General features: G+C 70.0%; 14 protein-coding genes. 3 read left to right on the forward strand and 11 right to left on the reverse strand.

From position 1 onward, the window contains the following. Window positions 1-66: 66 nt before the first annotated feature. The 4 genes from ASE76_RS07670 to def are packed head-to-tail and all read right to left on the reverse strand — an operon-like array spanning window position 67 to window position 2,900. Entirely contained in the window at window positions 67-855 is a 789-nt protein-coding gene (locus ASE76_RS07670) for an AzlC family ABC transporter permease (RefSeq protein ID WP_055837235.1), read from the reverse strand. Further along, window positions 852-1,826 (reverse strand): methionyl-tRNA formyltransferase, encoded by a 975-nt coding sequence (gene fmt, locus ASE76_RS07675; RefSeq protein ID WP_055837238.1) that lies wholly within the window; start codon window positions 1,824-1,826, stop codon window positions 852-854. The genes ASE76_RS07670 and fmt overlap by 4 nt, the downstream gene beginning before the upstream one ends. 4 nt (window positions 1,827-1,830) lie before the next feature. Continuing rightward, the gene (locus tag ASE76_RS07680) at window positions 1,831-2,340 is read right to left on the reverse strand and encodes a hypothetical protein (protein WP_055837242.1); all 510 of its coding nucleotides are present in this window, start codon (window positions 2,338-2,340) and stop codon (window positions 1,831-1,833) included. 50 nt (window positions 2,341-2,390) lie between these two features. Next, on the reverse strand, window positions 2,391-2,900 hold the full coding sequence (def, locus tag ASE76_RS07685; protein WP_055837245.1) for a peptide deformylase: 510 nt from the start codon (window positions 2,898-2,900) through the stop codon (window positions 2,391-2,393). Window positions 2,901-3,127: 227 nt separating this feature from the next. On the opposite strand from def, the gene ASE76_RS07690 reads away from it, so the two are divergent. Together ASE76_RS07690 and dprA are read left to right on the forward strand one after the other, a co-directional pair. Next, entirely contained in the window at window positions 3,128-4,321 is a 1,194-nt protein-coding gene (locus ASE76_RS07690; protein ID WP_055837248.1) for a LysM peptidoglycan-binding domain-containing protein, read from the forward strand. A gap of 145 nt (window positions 4,322-4,466) precedes the next feature. Continuing rightward, on the forward strand, window positions 4,467-5,717 hold the full coding sequence (gene dprA, locus ASE76_RS07695; RefSeq protein WP_055837251.1) for a DNA-processing protein DprA: 1,251 nt from the start codon (window positions 4,467-4,469) through the stop codon (window positions 5,715-5,717). Window positions 5,718-5,861: 144 nt separating this feature from the next. On the opposite strand, the gene secF is transcribed toward dprA, so the two are convergent. From secF to ASE76_RS07715, 4 genes are all read right to left on the reverse strand, one after another. Next, complete coding sequence (gene secF, locus ASE76_RS07700; protein WP_055837254.1) at window positions 5,862-6,827, reverse strand: protein translocase subunit SecF; 966 nt, start codon at window positions 6,825-6,827, stop codon at window positions 5,862-5,864. Between the two features lie 12 nt (window positions 6,828-6,839). Beyond that, window positions 6,840-8,735: a protein translocase subunit SecD gene (gene secD / locus ASE76_RS07705; RefSeq protein WP_055837259.1), complete on the reverse strand. Its 1,896-nt coding sequence runs from the start codon at window positions 8,733-8,735 to the stop codon at window positions 6,840-6,842. A gap of 95 nt (window positions 8,736-8,830) precedes the next feature. Continuing rightward, window positions 8,831-9,166 carry a preprotein translocase subunit YajC gene (yajC, locus tag ASE76_RS07710; RefSeq protein ID WP_055837262.1) on the reverse strand — a complete coding sequence of 112 codons (336 nt, stop codon included), beginning with the start codon at window positions 9,164-9,166 and terminating at the stop codon, window positions 8,831-8,833. Window positions 9,167-9,380: 214 nt separating this feature from the next. Continuing rightward, window positions 9,381-12,965: an indolepyruvate ferredoxin oxidoreductase family protein gene (locus tag ASE76_RS07715; protein ID WP_055837265.1), complete on the reverse strand. Its 3,585-nt coding sequence runs from the start codon at window positions 12,963-12,965 to the stop codon at window positions 9,381-9,383. Between the two features lie 131 nt (window positions 12,966-13,096). On the opposite strand from ASE76_RS07715, the gene ASE76_RS07720 reads away from it, so the two are divergent. Further along, window positions 13,097-13,576: an Lrp/AsnC family transcriptional regulator gene (locus ASE76_RS07720; RefSeq protein WP_055837268.1), complete on the forward strand. Its 480-nt coding sequence runs from the start codon at window positions 13,097-13,099 to the stop codon at window positions 13,574-13,576. 66 nt (window positions 13,577-13,642) lie between these two features. Here the strand turns inward: ASE76_RS07720 and ASE76_RS07725 are convergent, their stop codons facing one another. The 3 genes from ASE76_RS07725 to kynU all read right to left on the reverse strand — a co-directional run bounded on the left by ASE76_RS07725 (window position 13,643) and on the right by kynU (window position 17,559). Then, window positions 13,643-15,151 carry a lyase family protein gene (locus ASE76_RS07725; protein WP_055837271.1) on the reverse strand — a complete coding sequence of 503 codons (1,509 nt, stop codon included), beginning with the start codon at window positions 15,149-15,151 and terminating at the stop codon, window positions 13,643-13,645. A gap of 171 nt (window positions 15,152-15,322) precedes the next feature. After that, on the reverse strand, window positions 15,323-16,249 hold the full coding sequence (kynA, locus tag ASE76_RS07730; protein WP_055837274.1) for a tryptophan 2,3-dioxygenase: 927 nt from the start codon (window positions 16,247-16,249) through the stop codon (window positions 15,323-15,325). A gap of 5 nt (window positions 16,250-16,254) precedes the next feature. After that, entirely contained in the window at window positions 16,255-17,559 is a 1,305-nt protein-coding gene (gene kynU / locus ASE76_RS07735; protein WP_055837277.1) for a kynureninase, read from the reverse strand. Window positions 17,560-17,633 lie beyond the last annotated feature (74 nt).

Genomic DNA, 17,633 nt, shown 5'->3' on the forward strand with positions numbered 1-17,633 from the left:
CTCATTGCAAAACCTTCGTGCTGCGCACTGCGGTGCGAGCTTGCTTGAAGCGGTTCGGCGCTGCGCTCATGGCCGGTCCTCCGCCGGCGGTATCGGCGGTGTGCGCCTGACGATGCGGCTGCGCTGCGGCAGCGCAGCCTCCAGCACCAGCCCGACCGTCACCGCGGCGGCGATGCCGACCAGGATGTTGAGCTTGAGCGGCAGCGCGAAGGCCGCCACCGCTGCGGCCGCCGCCACGCCCGCCGACACCCAGGTGATGCGGTCGCCCAGCATCGAGCACAGCACGCCGACCAGCGCCAGCACGCCTGCGAAGCCCAGGCCCCAGTGCACCGGAATCGTCTCGGCCAGGAGCATGCCGGCGATCGAGGTGAGCTGCCAGGTCGTCCAGTTGAGGCTGGAGGCGCCCCAGAAATAAGGCACCTGCCCCGGCCCCGGCGCCTGCTCGGGAAAGCGCTGCGCCATCAGCACGAAGGTCACGTCGCCGCTCACATAGCCCATCAGGCAGCGGCGCGCGCGCGGGAAGCGGCCGAAGTAGTCGCGCCACATCGTGCTGAAGATCACGAAGCGCAGGTTGACGCAGAGCGCGGTGAGCCACACCACCCACATCGGCGAGCCCGATGCGATGAGGGGCACCACCACCAGTTGCGCGCTGCCGGCGTACACGGTGAGCGACATGAAGACCGCCAGCAGCAGCGGCATGCCCGACTTGACCATCGCCACCCCGGTGACCAGGCCCCAGGCGCCGATGCCGATGCTCATGCCCGACATCTCGCGCATGCCGCGCCAGAACTCGGGGTGCCGCAGCAACTCGCGGGCGCTGGCCTCGCCGGGATAGGAGACGCCCGAGCCGTTCATGCCGCCGGTGGGGCGCCGAGCACGGCACCCGCCGGCAGCGCGAAGCCACGCAAGAAGTCCGCCGCCGGCAGCCGCTTGCCGCCGGCGCGCTGCAGCACCGTGGCCCGCAACACGCCCTGGCCGCAGGCGACGGCGATGCCGGCCGCATCTGCAGACAGAACGGTGCCGCAGCCGGCACCGGGCGCCGACTGCGCGCTATCGATTTCGCAGCACCAGATCTTGATCGCCTCGCCGCCCAGGGTGGTGGCGGCGCCGGGGAACGGATCGAAGGCCCGCACCCGGCGGCCGATGGCCTCGGCGCCGTGGCGCCAGTCGATCAACGCCTCGGCCTTCTCGATCTTGTGGGCGTAGGTGATGCCCTCGGCCGGCTGCGGCACCGGCTGCAGGCCGCCCTGCTCCGCGGTGCGCAGCGCCTGCACCGCCATCCGGCCGCCCAGCGGGGCCAGCCGGTCGTGCAGAGTGGCGGTGGTGTCGGCCGCGTCGATCGGCAGCGTTTCGGTCAGCAGCATGTCGCCGGTGTCCAGGCCCGCGTCCATCTGCATGATGGTGATGCCGGTGCGGGCGTCGCCCGCCTCGATCGCGCGGTGGATCGGGGCGGCGCCGCGCCAGCGCGGCAGCAGGCTGGCGTGGATGTTGAAGCAGCCCAGGCGCGGCAGGTCGAGCACCCACTGCGGCAGGATCAGCCCGTAGGCGGCGACGACCATCGCGTCGGCACCGGCGGCCAGCAGCGCCTCGCGGGCGGCTGCGGCATCGTCCGGGTACCTGCCGTCGAGCCGCAGGCTGCGGGGCTGCGCGACGGCCATGCCGTGGGCCACCGCGAACTGCTTGACCGGCGAGGCCTGCAGCTTCATGCCGCGGCCGGCGGGCCGGTCGGGCTGGCTCAGCACCAGCGGGATCTCGACGCCGGCGGCGTGCAGGGCCTCGAGCGCGACGCGGGCGAATTCCGGCGTGCCGGCGAAGACGACCTTCACCGGTTCACCGCGCCTGCGGGAAGCGGTAGAGACTCTCGTCGGTGTACTGGATGCGCCGCACCACACCGCCCGGGTCCAGGTGGACGTGGATGAAGCGGTAGTTGTTCAAGTCGTTGAAACGGTAGGTCCAGACCGGGCCGTCGAACATCGCCACCCGTTCGACGCGGGCCGGCCGGCCCATCATCCGCAGCACGTCGTCGCCGGTCCACTGGTTCACCACGATCTGGTCGAAGTTGGGATAGCGCAGCGCCTGGTCGGTGCGCTGCAGGCGGCCGGCGGCGTCGAAGTCGAGGTTCCAGACGGCAGAGCCCGCGGGCTGCTCCGAATACTGCAGCCGCTGGCCGCCGTCGGGCAAGGGGTAGCGGCCGGTGGGCGCGCCTAGTTCGGCCTGGGTCGCGTCGACCGTCGCGCCGGCGGGCACCTTGGACGGAATGGCGCAACCGGCCAGCAGCACGGCGGCGCCGGCCGCGAGGGCCCGGCGGGCCCAGTGCGAGGGGATACGGAAATCGGGCATGGGGCGGCTCCTGCGGAGGGTGAAGGCCTGCGAGGCCGGCGGCGGCGGGATCAGTCCCGCGCGTCGCGCTGCAGCTTCACCATCTTGGTCTTGATGCGGTTGCGCTTGAGTGGCGAAAGGTAATCGACGAAGACCTTGCCCATCAGGTGGTCCAGCTCGTGCTGGATGCAGACGGCCAGCAGGCCGTCGGCCTGCACGGTGAACGGCTTGCCGTCGCCGTCGAGCGCCTCGACCTTCACCTCGGCGGCACGCTCGACGCAGTCGTAGATGCCGGGGATCGAGAGGCAGCCCTCCTCGCCGGTGACCTTCTCGTCGCTCTGCCAGACGATCTTCGGGTTGACGAAGACCTGCGGCTTGTCGCGCTCCTCCGACACGTCGATCACCACCAGCCGCTCGTGCACGTCGACCTGCGTGGCCGCCAGGCCGATGCCGTTGGCGTCGTACATGGTCTCGGTCATGTCGGCGATGAGCGACTTGATCCGGGCATCGACCGCCTCGACCGGGCGGGCCACCTTCAGCAGTTTGGGATCGGGATAGACGAGGATGGGAAGCAGGGCCATGGCGGTCGGGCGAAAGCGGTCGGAAAGGCGTGCGGGGGGAGGCGTCGCGGGCGGACGCAGTTGTCGCTATTTTCCGCCACTTTGGGGCCGACACCGCCGCGCCGCGCCAATAAGCGTTGCCCATTCAAGGACATGAAGCGAGAATCCACCGCTGTTTGTAACGATATTTTGCTGGATGCAGCGCCCGCCCGCGGGGACGCGGCGCCATCCCGAGGGAGCCTGTCCTGATGCGAATGAAGTCCCCCTGCGCCGCCGTCGCGCTGGCTGCCGCCGCACTCTGCTGCGCCACCTCCGCGCTCGCACAGAACTACCCCGTCACGCCGACCCAGCGCGCCACCGCGCAGCAGGTGGCCCAGACCGGCATCCCGGTCGCGGAGCTGTCGCCCAATGCGCCCGACGTCTACGTCGTCAAGCGCGGCGACACCCTCTGGGCCATTTCCGGCATGTACCTGCAGCGGCCCTGGCGCTGGCCCGAGCTCTGGGGCATGAACCTGGAGCAGATTCGCAACCCGCACCTGATCTACCCCGGCCAGACGCTCTACCTGGAGAAGGTCGACGGCATGGCCCGGCTGCGCACCTCGCGCTCCGGCTACGGCGGCGAAGGCGACACGGTCCGCATCTCGCCGCGCACCCGCTACGAGAGCCTGGCCGACAGCGCGCTGCCCACCCTGCAGCCGCAGTTCATCGAGCCCTTCCTGGCCGAGCCGCTGATCGTCGACGAATTCACCCTGAAGAACGCGCCCCGCCTGGTCGGCGCCCTGGAAGAGCGGGTGCTGCTGGCCCGCGGCGACCGCGCCTACGCGCTGGGCCCCACCGGCGCGCCGCTGATGCGCGAGCCGGGCCAGCCGCGCGACTACCGCGTGTTCCGCAACGCGGTGCCGCTCAAGGACCCGGCCACCGCCGAGATCCTGGGCTACGAGGCCCAGTACGTCGGCCGCGCCCGGCTGATGCAGAGCGAGAGTACCCAGACCTCGCTGCGCGACGGCAAGGATCTGCAGGAGATCGTGCCGGCCTCGTTCGACATCGTCGGCTCCAAGGAAGAAATGCGCGCCGGCGACCGGCTGCTGCCCGAGCCGCCGCGCCAGCTGGTCAGCTACAACCCGCGCGCGCCGCAGTTCCCGATCGAGAACGGCCGCGTGGTGTCGATCTACGGCAGCGCGGTGGCCAACGCCGCGCAGAACCAGATCGTCGCGATCAACAAGGGCACGCTCGACGGCATGGAAAGCGGCCACGTGCTGGCGATCCTGTCGGAGGGCCCGCGCATCACCGACCGCACCGGCGACAAGCCCACCCAGATCAAGCTGCCCGACGAGCGCAACGGCCTGATGATGGTGTTCCGCACCTTCGAGCGGGTGTCGTACGCGCTGATCCTGGAGATCCGCGTGCCGGTGAAGACCGGCGACCGGCTGATCGCGCCCTAGAGGCTAGGTACACCCCCAGGCTCCGCACTGCGTGTCTGCGCCGCCCCCCCTTGCAGGGGGCGGCACCGGCGGACCGGCGGAGCCGGATCCGCGGTGCCCCTGAGCGGGGCGACCCGCGCCCCACAGACTCCTCGTTTTCTCCTCCATGGAACACGCCGAACTCGCCGCCTGGCTGCGGCTGACGCTGACCCCCGGCGTGGGGCCCGACACCGGCCGGCGGCTCCTGGCGGCGTTCGGCCTGCCGACGGCGGTGTTCGATGCGCCCGCCGCCGCGCTGCGGCAGGTGGCGACGCCCGCGCAGACGGCCGCCCTGCAGGCCCAGCCCGCCGGCCTGGCCGCGCTGCTGGACACCACCTGGGCCTGGCTGAACGAACGTGACGCGACCGGTGCCGAGCGGCGCTGCCTGACCCTGGCCGATGCCGGCTACCCGGCCGGGCTGCTGGCGACGGAAGACCCGCCGCTGCTGCTGTACCTGCTCGGATCGCCGGTTTTCGAGCCGAAAGTGCCTGCAGCCGGCGACCCGCGCCGACCCTCAGCTATCGAATCTGTAGCAACCGCAGTGGCGCCCGGCATCGCGATCGTCGGCACCCGCAACCCGACGCCGCAGGGCGCGCGGGACGCGCAGGCCTTCGCCCAGCATTTTGCCGGCGCGGGGCTGACCGTCGTCTCGGGCCTGGCGCTGGGGATCGACGCCGCCGCCCACCAGGGCGCGCTCGACGGCGCGACGGCCGGCCTCTGCCCCACGATCGCCATCGTCGGCACCGGGCTCGACCGGGTCTATCCGCGGCAGAACCGGGCGCTGGCCCACCGGATCGCGCAGGAGGGCCTGCTGGTCAGCGAGTACGCGCTGGGCATGCCGCCACTGGCCGCCAACTTCCCCCGGCGCAACCGGCTGATCGCGGGCCTGTCGCTCGGCACGCTGGTGGTGGAGGCGGCGCAGCCTTCGGGCTCCCTGATCACCGCGCGGATGGCGGTCGAGCAGGGCAAGGAGGTCTTCGCGATCCCCGGCTCGATCCACGCGCCGCAGTCGCGCGGCTGCCATGCGCTGATCCGCGAGGGCGCCAAGCTGGTCGAATCGGCGCAGGACGTGCTGGAGGAGCTGCCGCCGTTCGCCGACCGCGCCCGGCCTGCCGCACCGGCGACGGCCCGCCGCGCGCCGGCGCCGCAACCGGCCCTGTTCCCGGCTGCCGCCGCTACGGCCGATGCGCGGGACAGCGAGGACGACACAGGCGGTCTGCTCGGTGCGATGGGCTGGAACCCGGTGGGCCTCGACGCGCTGGTGGCCCGCACCGGCACCGACGCCGCGGCGCTGCAGGTACAGCTGCTGGAGCTGGAGCTCGACGACCGGGTCGCCCGCCTCCCCGGCGGGTTGTTCCAGCGGGTGGCAAAGGGCTGAGCCCCTGCGCGCCCTCCCCGAGGGCAACCCATCTCACAGCCACCGGCCGCCGACGGGTCCCCCGGCGGCAGGCAGGGCCTCCCCCTCGGGGGGTGGCGAATGACACGCTGCGGCAGCAGCGTGCAAAGCCGGGGGGCCTTGTTTCTAGACCTGCGCGCCGCTGTTCGGATCGGCCGGATCGGTGGCCGCGTCCTTCTTGGCGACCGGCTTGACCAGGTCTTCGCGCTTCACGCCCAGCCACATCGCGATGGCCGCGGCCACGAAGCACGACGAGTAGATGCCGAACAGGATGCCGATGGTCAGCGCCAGGGCGAAGTAGTGCAGCGTGGCGCCGCCGAAGAAGAACATCGACAGCACCATCAGCTGGGTCGAGCCGTGGGTGATGATGGTCCGGCTGATGGTGGAGGTGATCGCGTGGTTGATCGCGGCCTCGGTGTCCATCTTGCGCTGGCGGCGGAAGGTCTCGCGCACCCGGTCGAAGATCACCACCGACTCGTTGACCGAATAGCCCAGCACCGCGAGCACCGCCGCCAGCACCGCCAGCGAGAACTCCCACTGGAAGAAGGCGAAGAAGCCCAGGATGATCACCACGTCGTGCAGGTTGGCCAGCACGGTGGAGACGGCGAACTTCCACTCGAAACGGAAGGCCAGGTAGACCATGATGCCGATGACCACCATCGCCAGCGCCTTCAGGCCGTCGGTCGCCAGTTCCTCGCCCACCTGCGGGCCGACGAACTCGACCCGGCGCAGCGTGGCATCGGCGGTCGCCGGATCGGCCTTGAGCGCTCCCAGGACGCGATCGCTCTGCTGGGCCGAGGACACGCCCTTCTGCGCGGGCAGCCGGATCATCACGTCGCGCGCGGTGCCGAAGTTCTGCACCTGCACATCCTGGTAGCCCAGGCCGGTGACGGTGCTGCGCACCTTCTCCAGATCGGCCGGCTGCGAGTAGGCCACCTCCATCACCGTGCCGCCGGTGAACTCCACCGACAGGTGCAGTCCGCGGTGGAACAGGAAGAACACGGCCGCCAGGAAGGTGATGATCGAGATCGAATTCAGGATCAGCGCATGCCGCATGAACGGGATGTCGCGGCGGATACGGAAGAATTCCATGGTGTCGTCTCCTTACTTTGCCGAGACGGCGGTGGAAGCGGAGGCGTCGGCCTCGGGGCGCCAGACGGTGCCGATGGCAACGCTCTTGAGCTTTTTCTTGCGGCCGTACCAGAGGTTGACCAGGCCGCGCGAGAAGAACACGGCCGAGAACATGCTGGTCAGGATGCCGATGCAGTGCACCACCGCGAAGCCGCGCACCGGGCCGGAGCCGAAGGCGAGCAGCGCCAGGCCGGCGATCAGCGTGGTGACGTTCGAGTCGAGGATGGTCGCCCAGGCGCGCTCGTAGCCCGCATGGATCGCGGCCTGCGCCGAGGCGCCGTTGCGCAACTCTTCGCGGATGCGCTCGTTGATCAGCACGTTCGAGTCGATCGCCACGCCCAGCGCCAGCGCCATGGCGGCGATGCCGGGCAGCGTCAGCGTGGCCTGCAGCATCGACAGGATGGCCACCAGCAGCGCCACGTTGACCAGCAGCGCGATGCTGGAGAAAACGCCGAAGAGCGCGTAGTAGGCGCACATGAAGACCGCGATGGCCGCCAGGCCCCAGGCCACGCTGTGGAAGCCGCGCGAGATGTTCTCGGCACCCAGGCTCGGGCCGATGGTGCGTTCCTCGATGATCTCCATCGGCGCAGCCAGGGAGCCGGCGCGCAGCAGCAGCGAGGTGTCGGCCGCCTCGACCGAGGTCATGCGGCCCGAGATCTGCACCCGGCCGCCGGAGATTTCCGAGCGGATCACCGGCGCGGTGACCACCTCGCCCTTGCCCTTCTCGAAGAGCACGATGGCCATGCGCTTGCCCACGTTCTCGCGGGTGATGTCGCGGAAGATGCGGGCGCCCTTGGCGTCGAGCGTCAGGTTGACCGTCGGCTCCTGCGTCTGGCTATCGAAGCCGGGCTGGGCGTCGGTCAGGTTCTCGCCGGTCAGGACGACCTGCTTCTTGACGACGATCGGCGCGCCGGAGCGCTCGGGGTAGCGCTCGGAGCCGAAGGGCACGTTGCCGGCGGTGCTGCGCTCGGCCACCCGGGCCTCGGAGCTCTCGTCGACCATGCGCACTTCCAGCGTGGCGGTGCGGCCCAGGATGTCCTTGGCCTTGGCGGTGTCCTGCACGCCGGGCAGCTGCACCACGATGCGGTCCAGGCCCTGCTGCTGGATCACCGGCTCGGACACGCCGAGTTCGTTGATCCGGTTGTGCAGCGTGGTGATGTTCTGCTTGAGCGCCTGGTCCTGCACCTTGCGCACCGCCTCGGGCTTGATGCGGGCCAGCAGCCGGGTGTCGGCGCCGTCGCCGGTCTGGGTCACGACCAGGTCGGGGAACTGGTCGGAGATCAGGTTCTTGACCGCGGTGGCGGTCTGGGCGTCGCGCACCCGGATGTCGACCGCCTGGCCGTCGCGGTTGATGCCGCCGTGGCGGATGCCCTTGTCGCGCAGCGTGGTGCGCAGGTCGCCGGCATAGGATTCGGCCTTCTTGTCGAGGGCGGCCTGCATGTCGACCTGCAGCATGAAGTGCACGCCGCCGCGCAGATCGAGGCCCAGGTACATCGGCACCGCGCCCAGCTTGGCCAGCCAGGCCGGCGAACGCGAGATCAGGTTCAGCGCGACGATATACGACGGATCGGCGGCATCGGGCACCAGGGCGCGCTGCAGGGCGTCGCGGGCACGCAGCTGCTCGTCCGGCGTGGCGAAGCGGGCGCGCACCGAGGTGCCGTCGAGCGTCACCGCGCCGGCATCGACGTTGGCGGCCTTCAGGGCCTCCTCGACGCGGGTGCGGGTGGCGTCGTCGACCTTGACGCTCGACTTGCCCGCCGAGACCTGCACGGCCGGCGCCTCGCCGAAGAAATTGGGCAGGGTGTAGAGGGCCCCCACCAGCAGCACGACGACGAGGATCGCGTACTTCCAGACCGGATAACGATTCATAGCTTGGAGCGTGTTGTGCGCTTTTTGTCCGGCGCGGGGCCGCTTCGGTTCGACTCGGGTCCTGCGGGCGCGGCAGGCGTGCCGCGCGGGACCGGTTACTTGACGGTGCCCTTGGGCAGGACCTGCGCGACGGCGGTGCGCTGCACCTGCACTTCGACGTTGGGAGCGATCTCGAGGCCGAGGGTTCCCTCGCCCAGGCGGGTCACGCGGCCGATGATGCCGCCGGCCGTCGCCACTTCGTCGCCCTTGGCGATGGCGTCGAGCATCGCGCGGTGCTCCTTCTGCTTGCGCATCTGCGGGCGGATCATCACGAAATAGAGCACCACGAACATCAGCACCAGCGGCAGCATGCCGGTGAGCGAGGACATGATGCCGCCACCGCCGGCGGCTGCGGCAGGGGCGGTCTGGGCGAATGCGGAAGAGATGAACAAGGGGCGGCTCCACGACGCGCACGTCGAATTGGGAAGAGAGGAACTGCCGGGCGCGGCTGGCGCCGCCACCCCGGGCAACCGGCGATTGTATGCGGCGCCCCCTCCTACACGCCCCGGGGTATCCCGGCGCGGCAGAGGACTATCGAGCGCGTGGCGCTACCGAATCGATAGCAACCGGCCGGCGCTGCACGCCGGCCCGGGCCCGATTCGAAGCTCAAGCCGCGGCGCGCGCCTCGGCCGGGCCGTTCCAGCGGGCCTGCAGCTCTGCGCCGCGCAGCCGGGCCGCCACCAGGTTGCGGTGCTTCACATGGCCGTAGCCCTTGATCTGCTCGGGCAGCCGGGCGATCTCGACGGCCAGCGCGTGGTTGGTCTCGTCGAGCCGCGGCAGCAGGGCCTCGACGCTGGCGCGGTATTCGCCCACCAGCGCCCGCTCGGTACGGCGTTCCTCGGTGCGGCCGAACGGATCGAACGCGGTGCCGCGCAGGCCCTTCAGCCTGGCGAGCACCTTGAACGCGATCAGCATCCAGGGGCCGAAGCGCTGCTTCTGCAACTCGCCCTTCGCATTGGTCTTGGCGATGCCGGGCGGGGCCAGGTGGTAGTGCAGCTTGAAGTCGCCTTCGAACATACCGTTGACCCGCTCCAAAAAGCCGCGGTCGGTGTGCAGCCGGGCGACCTCGTACTCGTCCTTGTACGCCATCAGCTTGAAGAGGTAGCGGGCGACCGATTCCGACAGCGCCGTCTTGCCGAGCGGCGCCTCGGCTGTCTTCACCCGGTCTACGAACTGGCGGTACACATCGGCATAGGCCTGGTTCTGGTAGGCCGCCAGGAACTGCGCACGCCGCGCCACCAGGCCGTCGAGCGTTTCGCGCGGCTTGAAGGTGATGACCTGGCCGGGCTCCGCCAGCTTGTGCATCGACTGCGGATCGTGCGCCGCGCGGCGGCCCCAGGCGAAGGCGGTCTTGTTCTGCTCGATCGCCACGCCGTTCAGCTCGATCGCCCGCAGCAGCGAGGCCAGCGACAGCGGAACCCAGCCGCGCTGCCAGGCGTAGCCCAGCACCATCGGGTTGACGTAGATGCTGTCGCCCATCAGCTGGGTGGCGGCGGCGTCGGCGTCGAAGGCGCCGAAGTTGGCTTCGCCCACGGTGCGGGCGATCTCGGTGCCGCAGGCGTCCGCCGGGTTCTGCCATTCGGCGTTGCGCACGAAGGCGGCCGTTGGCGTGCTGTGGCCGTTGAGCACGACGTGGGTGCGGCCCTCGCGCATCCGCAGCGTCGTCTCCTTGTTGACCGCCACCAGCGGGTCGCAGGCCAGGACCAGGTCGGCCGCGGCCATCCCGACGCGGGTGGTGCGGATCGCGTCCTGCGTGGCGCCCACCAGCACATGGCTCCAGGTGGCGCCGCCCTTCTGCGCCAGGCCGGCCGCGTCCTGGGTGACGATGCCGCGGCCTTCCAGGTGGGCCGCCATGCCCAGCAGCTGGCCGATGGTGATCACCCCGGTGCCGCCCACGCCGGCCACCACGATGCCCCAGACGTCGTCGGCCCCGTCGAGCCGCGGCAGCACCGGCTCGGGCAGCGGGCCCAGGTCCAGCGGCGAAGCCGACTTGCCCTTGCCCTTCTTCTTGAGCTGGCCGCCCTCCACCGTGACGAAGCTCGGGCAGAAGCCCTTCAGGCAGCTCATGTCCTTGTTGCAGCTGCTCTGGTTGATGGTGCGCTTGCGGCCGAATTCGGTCTCCAGCGGCTCGACCGACAGGCAGTTGCTCTGCACGCTGCAGTCGCCGCAGCCTTCGCACACCAGCTCGTTGATCACCACCCGCTTGGCCGGGTCGACCGCGGTGCCGCGCTTGCGGCGGCGGCGCTTCTCGGTGGCGCAGGTCTGGTCGTAGATGATGGCGGTGGTGCCCCGGATCTCGCGGAACTCGCGCTGCACCGCATCCAGCGTGTCGCGGTGCTTCACCTCCAGGTCGCCGGCGATCTTCACGCCGTCGTACTTCTCGGGCTCGTCGGTGACGATGACCACCTTGGTCAGGCCCTCGGCCTGCAGGCTCTGCGCGATCTGCAGCACGCTGTGACCCTCGGGCCGCTCGCCGACCTGCTGGCCGCCGGTCATCGCCACCGCGTCGTTGTAGAGGATCTTGTAGGTGATGTTGACGCCCGCGGCCACCGCCTGCCGGATCGCCATCAGCCCGCTGTGGAAGTAGGTGCCGTCGCCCAGGTTGGCGAAGATGTGCTGGTCGGTGGTGAAGGGCTGCTGGCCGACCCAGGGCACGCCCTCGCCGCCCATCTGGGTGAAGCCGATGGTGCTGCGGTCCATCCAGGTGGCCATGTAGTGGCAGCCGATGCCGCCCACCGCGCGGGAGCCTTCGGGCACCACGGTGCTGGTGTTGTGCGGGCAGCCCGAGCAGAACCACGGCACCCGGTCTGCGCCCTGCACGCCGGTCGCGTCCAGCACTTGCATCGCGCGCTCCTTGGCCTCCAGGATCGCCAGCTGCGCATCGACCCGGGCGCGCATGTCGGCGCCGGCCGCATCCAGCAGGCCCAGCTTCTTGAGCCGCTGCGCGATGGCCCGCGCGATGATGGCGGGCGACAGGTCGGCGTTGGCCCGCAGCAGGGTGTTGGCGGTGGGGTTGGGCATGCTCCATTCGCCGCCGCCTTCGGACTCGCCGAACTTGCCGAGCACGTTGGGCCGCACGTCGGGGCGCCAGTTGTAGAGCTCTTCCTTCAGCTGGTATTCGATGACCTGGCGCTTCTCCTCGACCACCAGGATTTCCTGCAGGCCGGTCGCGAACTCGCGGGTCAGCTGCGCTTCCAGCGGCCACACCACGCCCACCTTGTGCAGGCGGATGCCGATGCGGCGGCACGATGCGTCGTCCAGCCCCAGGTCGAGCAGTGCCTGGCGGGTGTCGTTCCAGGCCTTGCCGCTGGCCATGATGCCGAAGCGGTCGTGGGGCGTCTCGATGGCGCTGTAGTTGAGCCGGTTGGCGCGGATATAGGCCAGCGCGGCGTACCACTTGTAGTGCATCAGGCGCGCCTCCTGCTCCAGCGGCGCATCGGGCCAGCGGATGTGCAGGCCGCCGGGCGGCATCTCGAAATCGGTGGGGATCACGATGTCGACCCGCTGCGGATCGATCATGACGGTGGCGCTGGATTCGACGATCTCCTGGATCGTCTTCATGCCGGCCCACACGCCCGAGAAGCGGCTCATGGCGAAGGCGTGCAGCCCCAGGTCCAGGATCTCCTGCACGTTGGCCGGGAAGAACACCGGCAGGCCGCAGGCCTTGAAGATGTGGTCGCTTTGGTGGGCGGCGGTGCTGCTCTTGCTGATGTGGTCGTCGCCCGCGATGGCGATCACGCCGCCGAACTCGGTGGTGCCGGCCATGTTGGCGTGCTTGAACACGTCGGAGCAGCGGTCGACGCCCGGGCCCTTGCCGTACCAGATGCCGAAGACGCCGTCGAACTTGTTGGTGCCCGGCGGCGAGAAGCCCAGTTGCTGCGTGCCCCACAGCGCGGTGGCGGCCAGCTCCTCGTTGACGCCCGGCTGGAAGACGATGTTCTGCGCCTTCAGGAACTTGGACGCCTTCCACAGCGCCTGGTCGTAGCCGCCGAGCGGCGAGCCCCGGTAGCCGCTGACGAAGCCCGCCGTGTTCTTGCCGGCCGCCTGGTCGCGCAGCCGCTGCAGCATCGGCAGCTTCACCAGGGCCTGCACCCCGCTCATGAAGGCGCGGCCGTGGTCGAGGGCGTATTTGTCGTCGAGCGTGACCGTCTCGAGGGCCTTGCGGACGTGCTCGGGGAGTGGGGCGTTCATCGTTCTTGTCTCCGTGGGCGTCGGGGGTGCGCCTCTGGGACCAGTGTAGGTTTGCACCCGGGATAAGTGTTTGCGTTCGTTGCCCTGCAAAGGCTATGCTGCGCAAGAATCTTTCCCGGAATGGCCCAAAAGTGGAAACACTCGACAAATTCGACCTGGCGATCCTGCGCGAGCTGCAGGCCGATGCGCGGCTGACCAACGCCGAGCTGGCTCAGCGGGTAGGCCTGTCAGCCGCGCCGTGCTGGCGCCGGGTGCGGGCGCTGGAGGCGGCGGGCTTCATCCTGGGCTACCACGCCGCGGTCAACCGCCAGAAGATCGGCCTGGGCGTGCTGGCCTTCGTGCGGATCGACGCCGAGCGCAATTCGGGCGACGCGATGCGCCAGCTGGAAGAAGCGGTGCGCCAGCTGCCCGAGGTGACCAGCTGCCACTACATCAGCGGCGCCGGCACCTTCGAGCTGCAGGTGGTGGCGCCCGACCTGGACAGCTTCTCGCGCTTCGCCCTGCAGCGGCTGGCCAACCTGCCGCATGTGAAGGACCTGCACACCAGCTTCTCGCTGGGCGAGGTGAAGGCCGGCGGCGCGCTGCCGCTGGGGCATCTGGAAAAACGATAGCCCGCCCGGCCGGCGTTGCCCGCGGAGGGCGCGCCCGGCCTGCCCCGCCAGCGCGCGCGCAGGCCCTCAGCGCGCCGCGGCGCCCAGCTTCTGGAAATCGCCGTCGAGCCGCGCCAGCGACGACGCGATCCGGGCCCGGTTGCCCTGGATCCACGCATCCTGCTGCGCGATGCGCTGCTGCGCCTCCTTCACCATCCGCTCCATCTCGGCAGGTTGCGGGCCGCCGGCGGTCTGGCGGTTCTTGACGATCGCGACCGGGTCGAGGGTGGCGCGGAACTCGGCCTCGGGCATCGGCAGCACCTGGGCGAAGTCCGATCCCCGGGCCGTCTCGGCGTAGATGCGCTGCGCCTCGGCATACGGGAAGTCCAGCGGCTTGATGTTCTTGGCCTTGGCGTACTCGACCACCTCGGAGGCGAAGTGGTGCCCGGCGCGGAACGGCAGCCTGTACTTGCGCATCAGCACGTCGGCCAGCTCCTGCGAGGCCGTCCAGTCGCTGTTGAGTTCTTCCAGCGCGCGCTCGGGGTCGATCACCAGGTTGTTCAGGATGCGGTCCCAGTTGTTCAGGACCGTGACGGCGCTCTGCAGCATCGCGGCGTTGTTGCGGCCCTCCTTCGGGTCCTGCATGCCCGGCGGGATGTTGTGCGCCTGGATCGCCGCGCCCATGCCGAGCGTCAGGGCCTGCGACGCGTCGCGCCGGGTGCTGTTGAGCAGGCCCGGATTGCGCTTCTGCGGCATCGCGCTGCTGACATACGTGTTGCCGCCGCCCTCCTGCAGCAGGATCCACGGCCGGGCCTGGGCGTACTGGGTCATCACGTCCTCGATGAAGGTGCCGGCGTGCAGCGCGATCGCCATCACGATGGCGCCCGCCTCCACCGGCTGGTCGACCGCCGACACCTGGGCCGCGTCGTAGGCGTTGTCGACCGTGGCCGCGAAACCCAGGTAGTCGGCCATGCGCTTGCGGTTGAGCGGCCAGCTGGTGCCGTTGAGCACCGTGGTGCCCATCGGCGAGCGGTCGAGGCGGGCATACGCCTCGCGGATGCGCTGCGCATCCCGGTCCAGCCCCGCCGCCAGGCCCAGCAGGTAGTGGCCGTAGCTGTTGGGCTGCGCCGCCACGCCGTTGGTGTAGTTGGGCACGATGGTGGCGCGGTGTTTGTCGGCCAGCCGCACCATCGTGCCCGAGACCTTGTTGAGCGCGTCGGCAAGGTTCAGCATCTCGTCGCGCAGCATGGCCGAGCGCACGGTGGAGAGCATGTCCTGGCTGGAGCGCCCCGCATGCAGCAGCGTGATCTGCGGCCCCGCCGCCTCGATCAGCAGCGGCTCGAAGGTGATCACCAGCGTCGGCCGCTTGCCCCCCGGCTTGTCGCCATCGGCCAGCACCTTGGTGATGCCCGCATAGGCCAGCGGCGTGACCGATTTGTCGAGCAGGCCCTCGTCGGTGTTGATGACGGCCGTGGCCTTGTTGATCTCGCCGAGCCAGAAGAATTCGTCGTGCTTGGGCTTGGTTTGGGCGAGGGCGGGGGTGGCGGCGAAAGGCAGGGAGAGGGCGGCGGCCAGGGCGAGGGTGGTGAGTTTCATGCTTTGTCTCTGTCGTGTTTTAGAACATGCCGGGCGCTGAAGATACATCCGATGTTCGGATCGACGGTCTTTTTCAGCCGCTGACGGCATCGGTTCGGTGTGTTCCGGTCACCGGCTGCTGGCCCTCAGAGTCGGCTTTGCACTTGGTTTCTCGAGCAGGGCACGGCCATTTCACAACTCCGTCCGCAACCGCCAGATCTCCGGAAACAGCACCACGTCCAGCATCTTGCGCAGATACGACACGCCGCCCGTCCCCCCTGTACCGCGCTTGAAGCCGATCACCCGCTCCACCGTCGTCACGTGCCGGAAGCGCCAGAGCCGGAAGGCGTCTTCCAGGTCGGTCAGTTCCTCGCCCAATTGGTACAGGTCCCACCACGCCTTCGGGTCGCGGTAGACGGTCAGCCAGGCCTGCTCCACGCCGTCGCTGGGGGCGTAGGGCTGGGTCCAGTCCCGCTCCAGCGCCTCGGCCGGCACTTCGATCCCGCGGCGGGCCAGCAGGCGCAGGGCCTCGTCGTAGAGCGAGGGCATGGCGTAGGCGGCCTGCACTTCGGCGAGCAGGTCGGGGCGGTGTTCGTGGGGCTTCAACATCAGGCCGTTCTTGTTGCCCAGGGCGAACTCGATGCTGCGGTACTGCCAGCTCTGGAAGCCGCTGGACTGGGCCAGGTAGGGGCGCATGGCGCTGTACTCGGGCGGGGTCATGGTGGCCAGCACGTCCCAGGCGTGGACCAGCTGTTCCATGATCTTGCTGACGCGGGCCAGCATCTTGAAGGCGCGCTGCAGATCGTCCTCTGCCACGCAGCGGATGGCGGCGCGCAGCTCGTGCAGCATCAGCTTCATCCACAGCTCGCTGGTCTGGTGCTGGACGATGAAGAGCAGCTCGTCGTGCGCGGGCGAGAGCGGCTTCTGCGCACCCAGCACCGCGTCCAGCTGCAGGTAGTCGCCGTAGCTCATCGCGCGGCTGAAGTCGAGCTGGGCGCCCTCCTCCCGCACGATGGTGGCGCCGGGACCGTCGGTGCCGGAGGCCACGGCGGCGGCAGCGGCGACAGGGGTCGGTACCGCGTCGGGCGCGGCCGGGGTTGAGGCGTGGTGGGGGCACATGGTCGTCAGGTCACCGCGTTGGTCTGGTTGAACTCGGGTCGGCGCCACTCGCCGGTTTCCAGCACCTGGCGCAGGTGCTCGACCGCGTTCCACACGTCCTCGAAGCCGATGTAGAGCGGGGTGAAGCCGAAGCGCAGGATGTCCAGGTGCGGCCCGGTGCCGCCGTCGCCCTGGCGGAAGTCGCCGATCACCTTGCGGGCGATCAGGGCCTGCACGATGGCGTAGGCGCCCTCTGTTCTGGTGAGGCAGACCTGCGATCCGCGCCGGGCATGGTCGCGCGGCGTGGCCAGGCCCAGGCCGTGCCCGGCGCAGCGCTCCTCCACCATGCGGATGAACAGGTCGGTCAGCGCCAGCGACTTGGCGCGCAGGGCGGGCATGCCGCCCAGGGGCACGGCGGCGTCGAACACGTCCAGGCCGCACTGCAGGGCCGACAAACTGATAATCGGCTGGGTGCCGCAGAGGTACCGGCCGATGCCGGCGGCAGGCTGGTAGTCGGGCGTGAAGCGGAACGGCGCGGCGTGGCCCCACCAGCCCGAGAGCGGCTGCCAGAAGCGGCCGGCATGGCGGGGGTTGACCCAGACGAAGGCCGGCGCGCCGGGGCCGCCGTTGAGGTACTTGTAGCCGCAGCCGATCGAAAAATCGGCGCCCGCGCCCTGCAGGTCGACCGGCACCGCGCCGGCGCTGTGGGCCAGGTCCCAGACGGTGAGGATGCCGGCGGCGTGGGCCGCGGCGGTGGTGGCCGCCATGTCGTGCATCGCGCCGGTGCGGTAGTTGACGTGGGTGAGCATCAGCACCGCCACGTCGGCGGTCAGCGCGGAGGGGATGTCCTCGGGCTCGACCAGCACCAGCTCCAGCCCGCGCTCCTTGCACAGCCCTTCGGCGATGTAGAGGTCGGTGGGGAAGTTGCTGCGCTCGCTGACGATGCGCCGCCGGGCGGGCGACGCCTCGCGGGCGATGTTGAGCGCCGCGCTCAGCACCTTGTAGAGGTTGATCGAGGTGCTGTCGGTGCAGACCACCTCGCCCTTCCCGGCACCGATCCACGGGGCCAGCTGGTCGCCCAGGCGCTGCGGCAGATCGAACCAGCTGGCGGTGTTCCAGGAGCGGATCAGGTCCTGGCCCCATTCGCGCGCCACCACGTCGGCCACCCGGGCGGCAGTCGCGGTGGGCAGGACGCCGAGCGAGTTGCCGTCGAGGTAGACGGTATCGGCCGGCAGGGTGAAGTGGGCGCGCAGGCTGCGCAGCGGGTCCTGCGCATCCAGGGCGCGGCAGTCCTGCAGGGTGGTGGGGGTGGCAGTGGTGGTCGTCGTCATGTCTTGCTTGCTTGTTTGCTTTTTTGCTCGATTGCTATGTTTTCGATAGCTGGTGGCCGGCGCCGTTCGCCGGC

Origin of the sequence: Xylophilus sp. Leaf220, assembly GCF_001421705.1 — a bacterium.
Lineage (GTDB): Bacteria > Pseudomonadota > Gammaproteobacteria > Burkholderiales > Burkholderiaceae_C > Xylophilus.

Coding starts and splice junctions, on each gene's coding strand:
- dprA (WP_055837251.1), top strand. CDS start 4,467: ATGGAACACGCCGAACTCGCCGCCTGGCTGCGGCTGACGCTGACCCCC.
- ASE76_RS07725 (WP_055837271.1), bottom strand. CDS start 15,151: ATGAAACTCACCACCCTCGCCCTGGCCGCCGCCCTCTCCCTGCCTTTC.
- secD (WP_055837259.1), bottom strand. CDS start 8,735: ATGAATCGTTATCCGGTCTGGAAGTACGCGATCCTCGTCGTCGTGCTG.
- def (WP_055837245.1), bottom strand. CDS start 2,900: ATGGCCCTGCTTCCCATCCTCGTCTATCCCGATCCCAAACTGCTGAAG.
- ASE76_RS07670 (WP_055837235.1), bottom strand. CDS start 855: ATGAACGGCTCGGGCGTCTCCTATCCCGGCGAGGCCAGCGCCCGCGAG.
- kynA (WP_055837274.1), bottom strand. CDS start 16,249: ATGTGCCCCCACCACGCCTCAACCCCGGCCGCGCCCGACGCGGTACCG.
- secF (WP_055837254.1), bottom strand. CDS start 6,827: ATGGAATTCTTCCGTATCCGCCGCGACATCCCGTTCATGCGGCATGCG.
- ASE76_RS07690 (WP_055837248.1), top strand. CDS start 3,128: ATGCGAATGAAGTCCCCCTGCGCCGCCGTCGCGCTGGCTGCCGCCGCA.
- ASE76_RS07680 (WP_055837242.1), bottom strand. CDS start 2,340: ATGCCCGATTTCCGTATCCCCTCGCACTGGGCCCGCCGGGCCCTCGCG.
- kynU (WP_055837277.1), bottom strand. CDS start 17,559: ATGACGACGACCACCACTGCCACCCCCACCACCCTGCAGGACTGCCGC.
- ASE76_RS07715 (WP_055837265.1), bottom strand. CDS start 12,965: ATGAACGCCCCACTCCCCGAGCACGTCCGCAAGGCCCTCGAGACGGTC.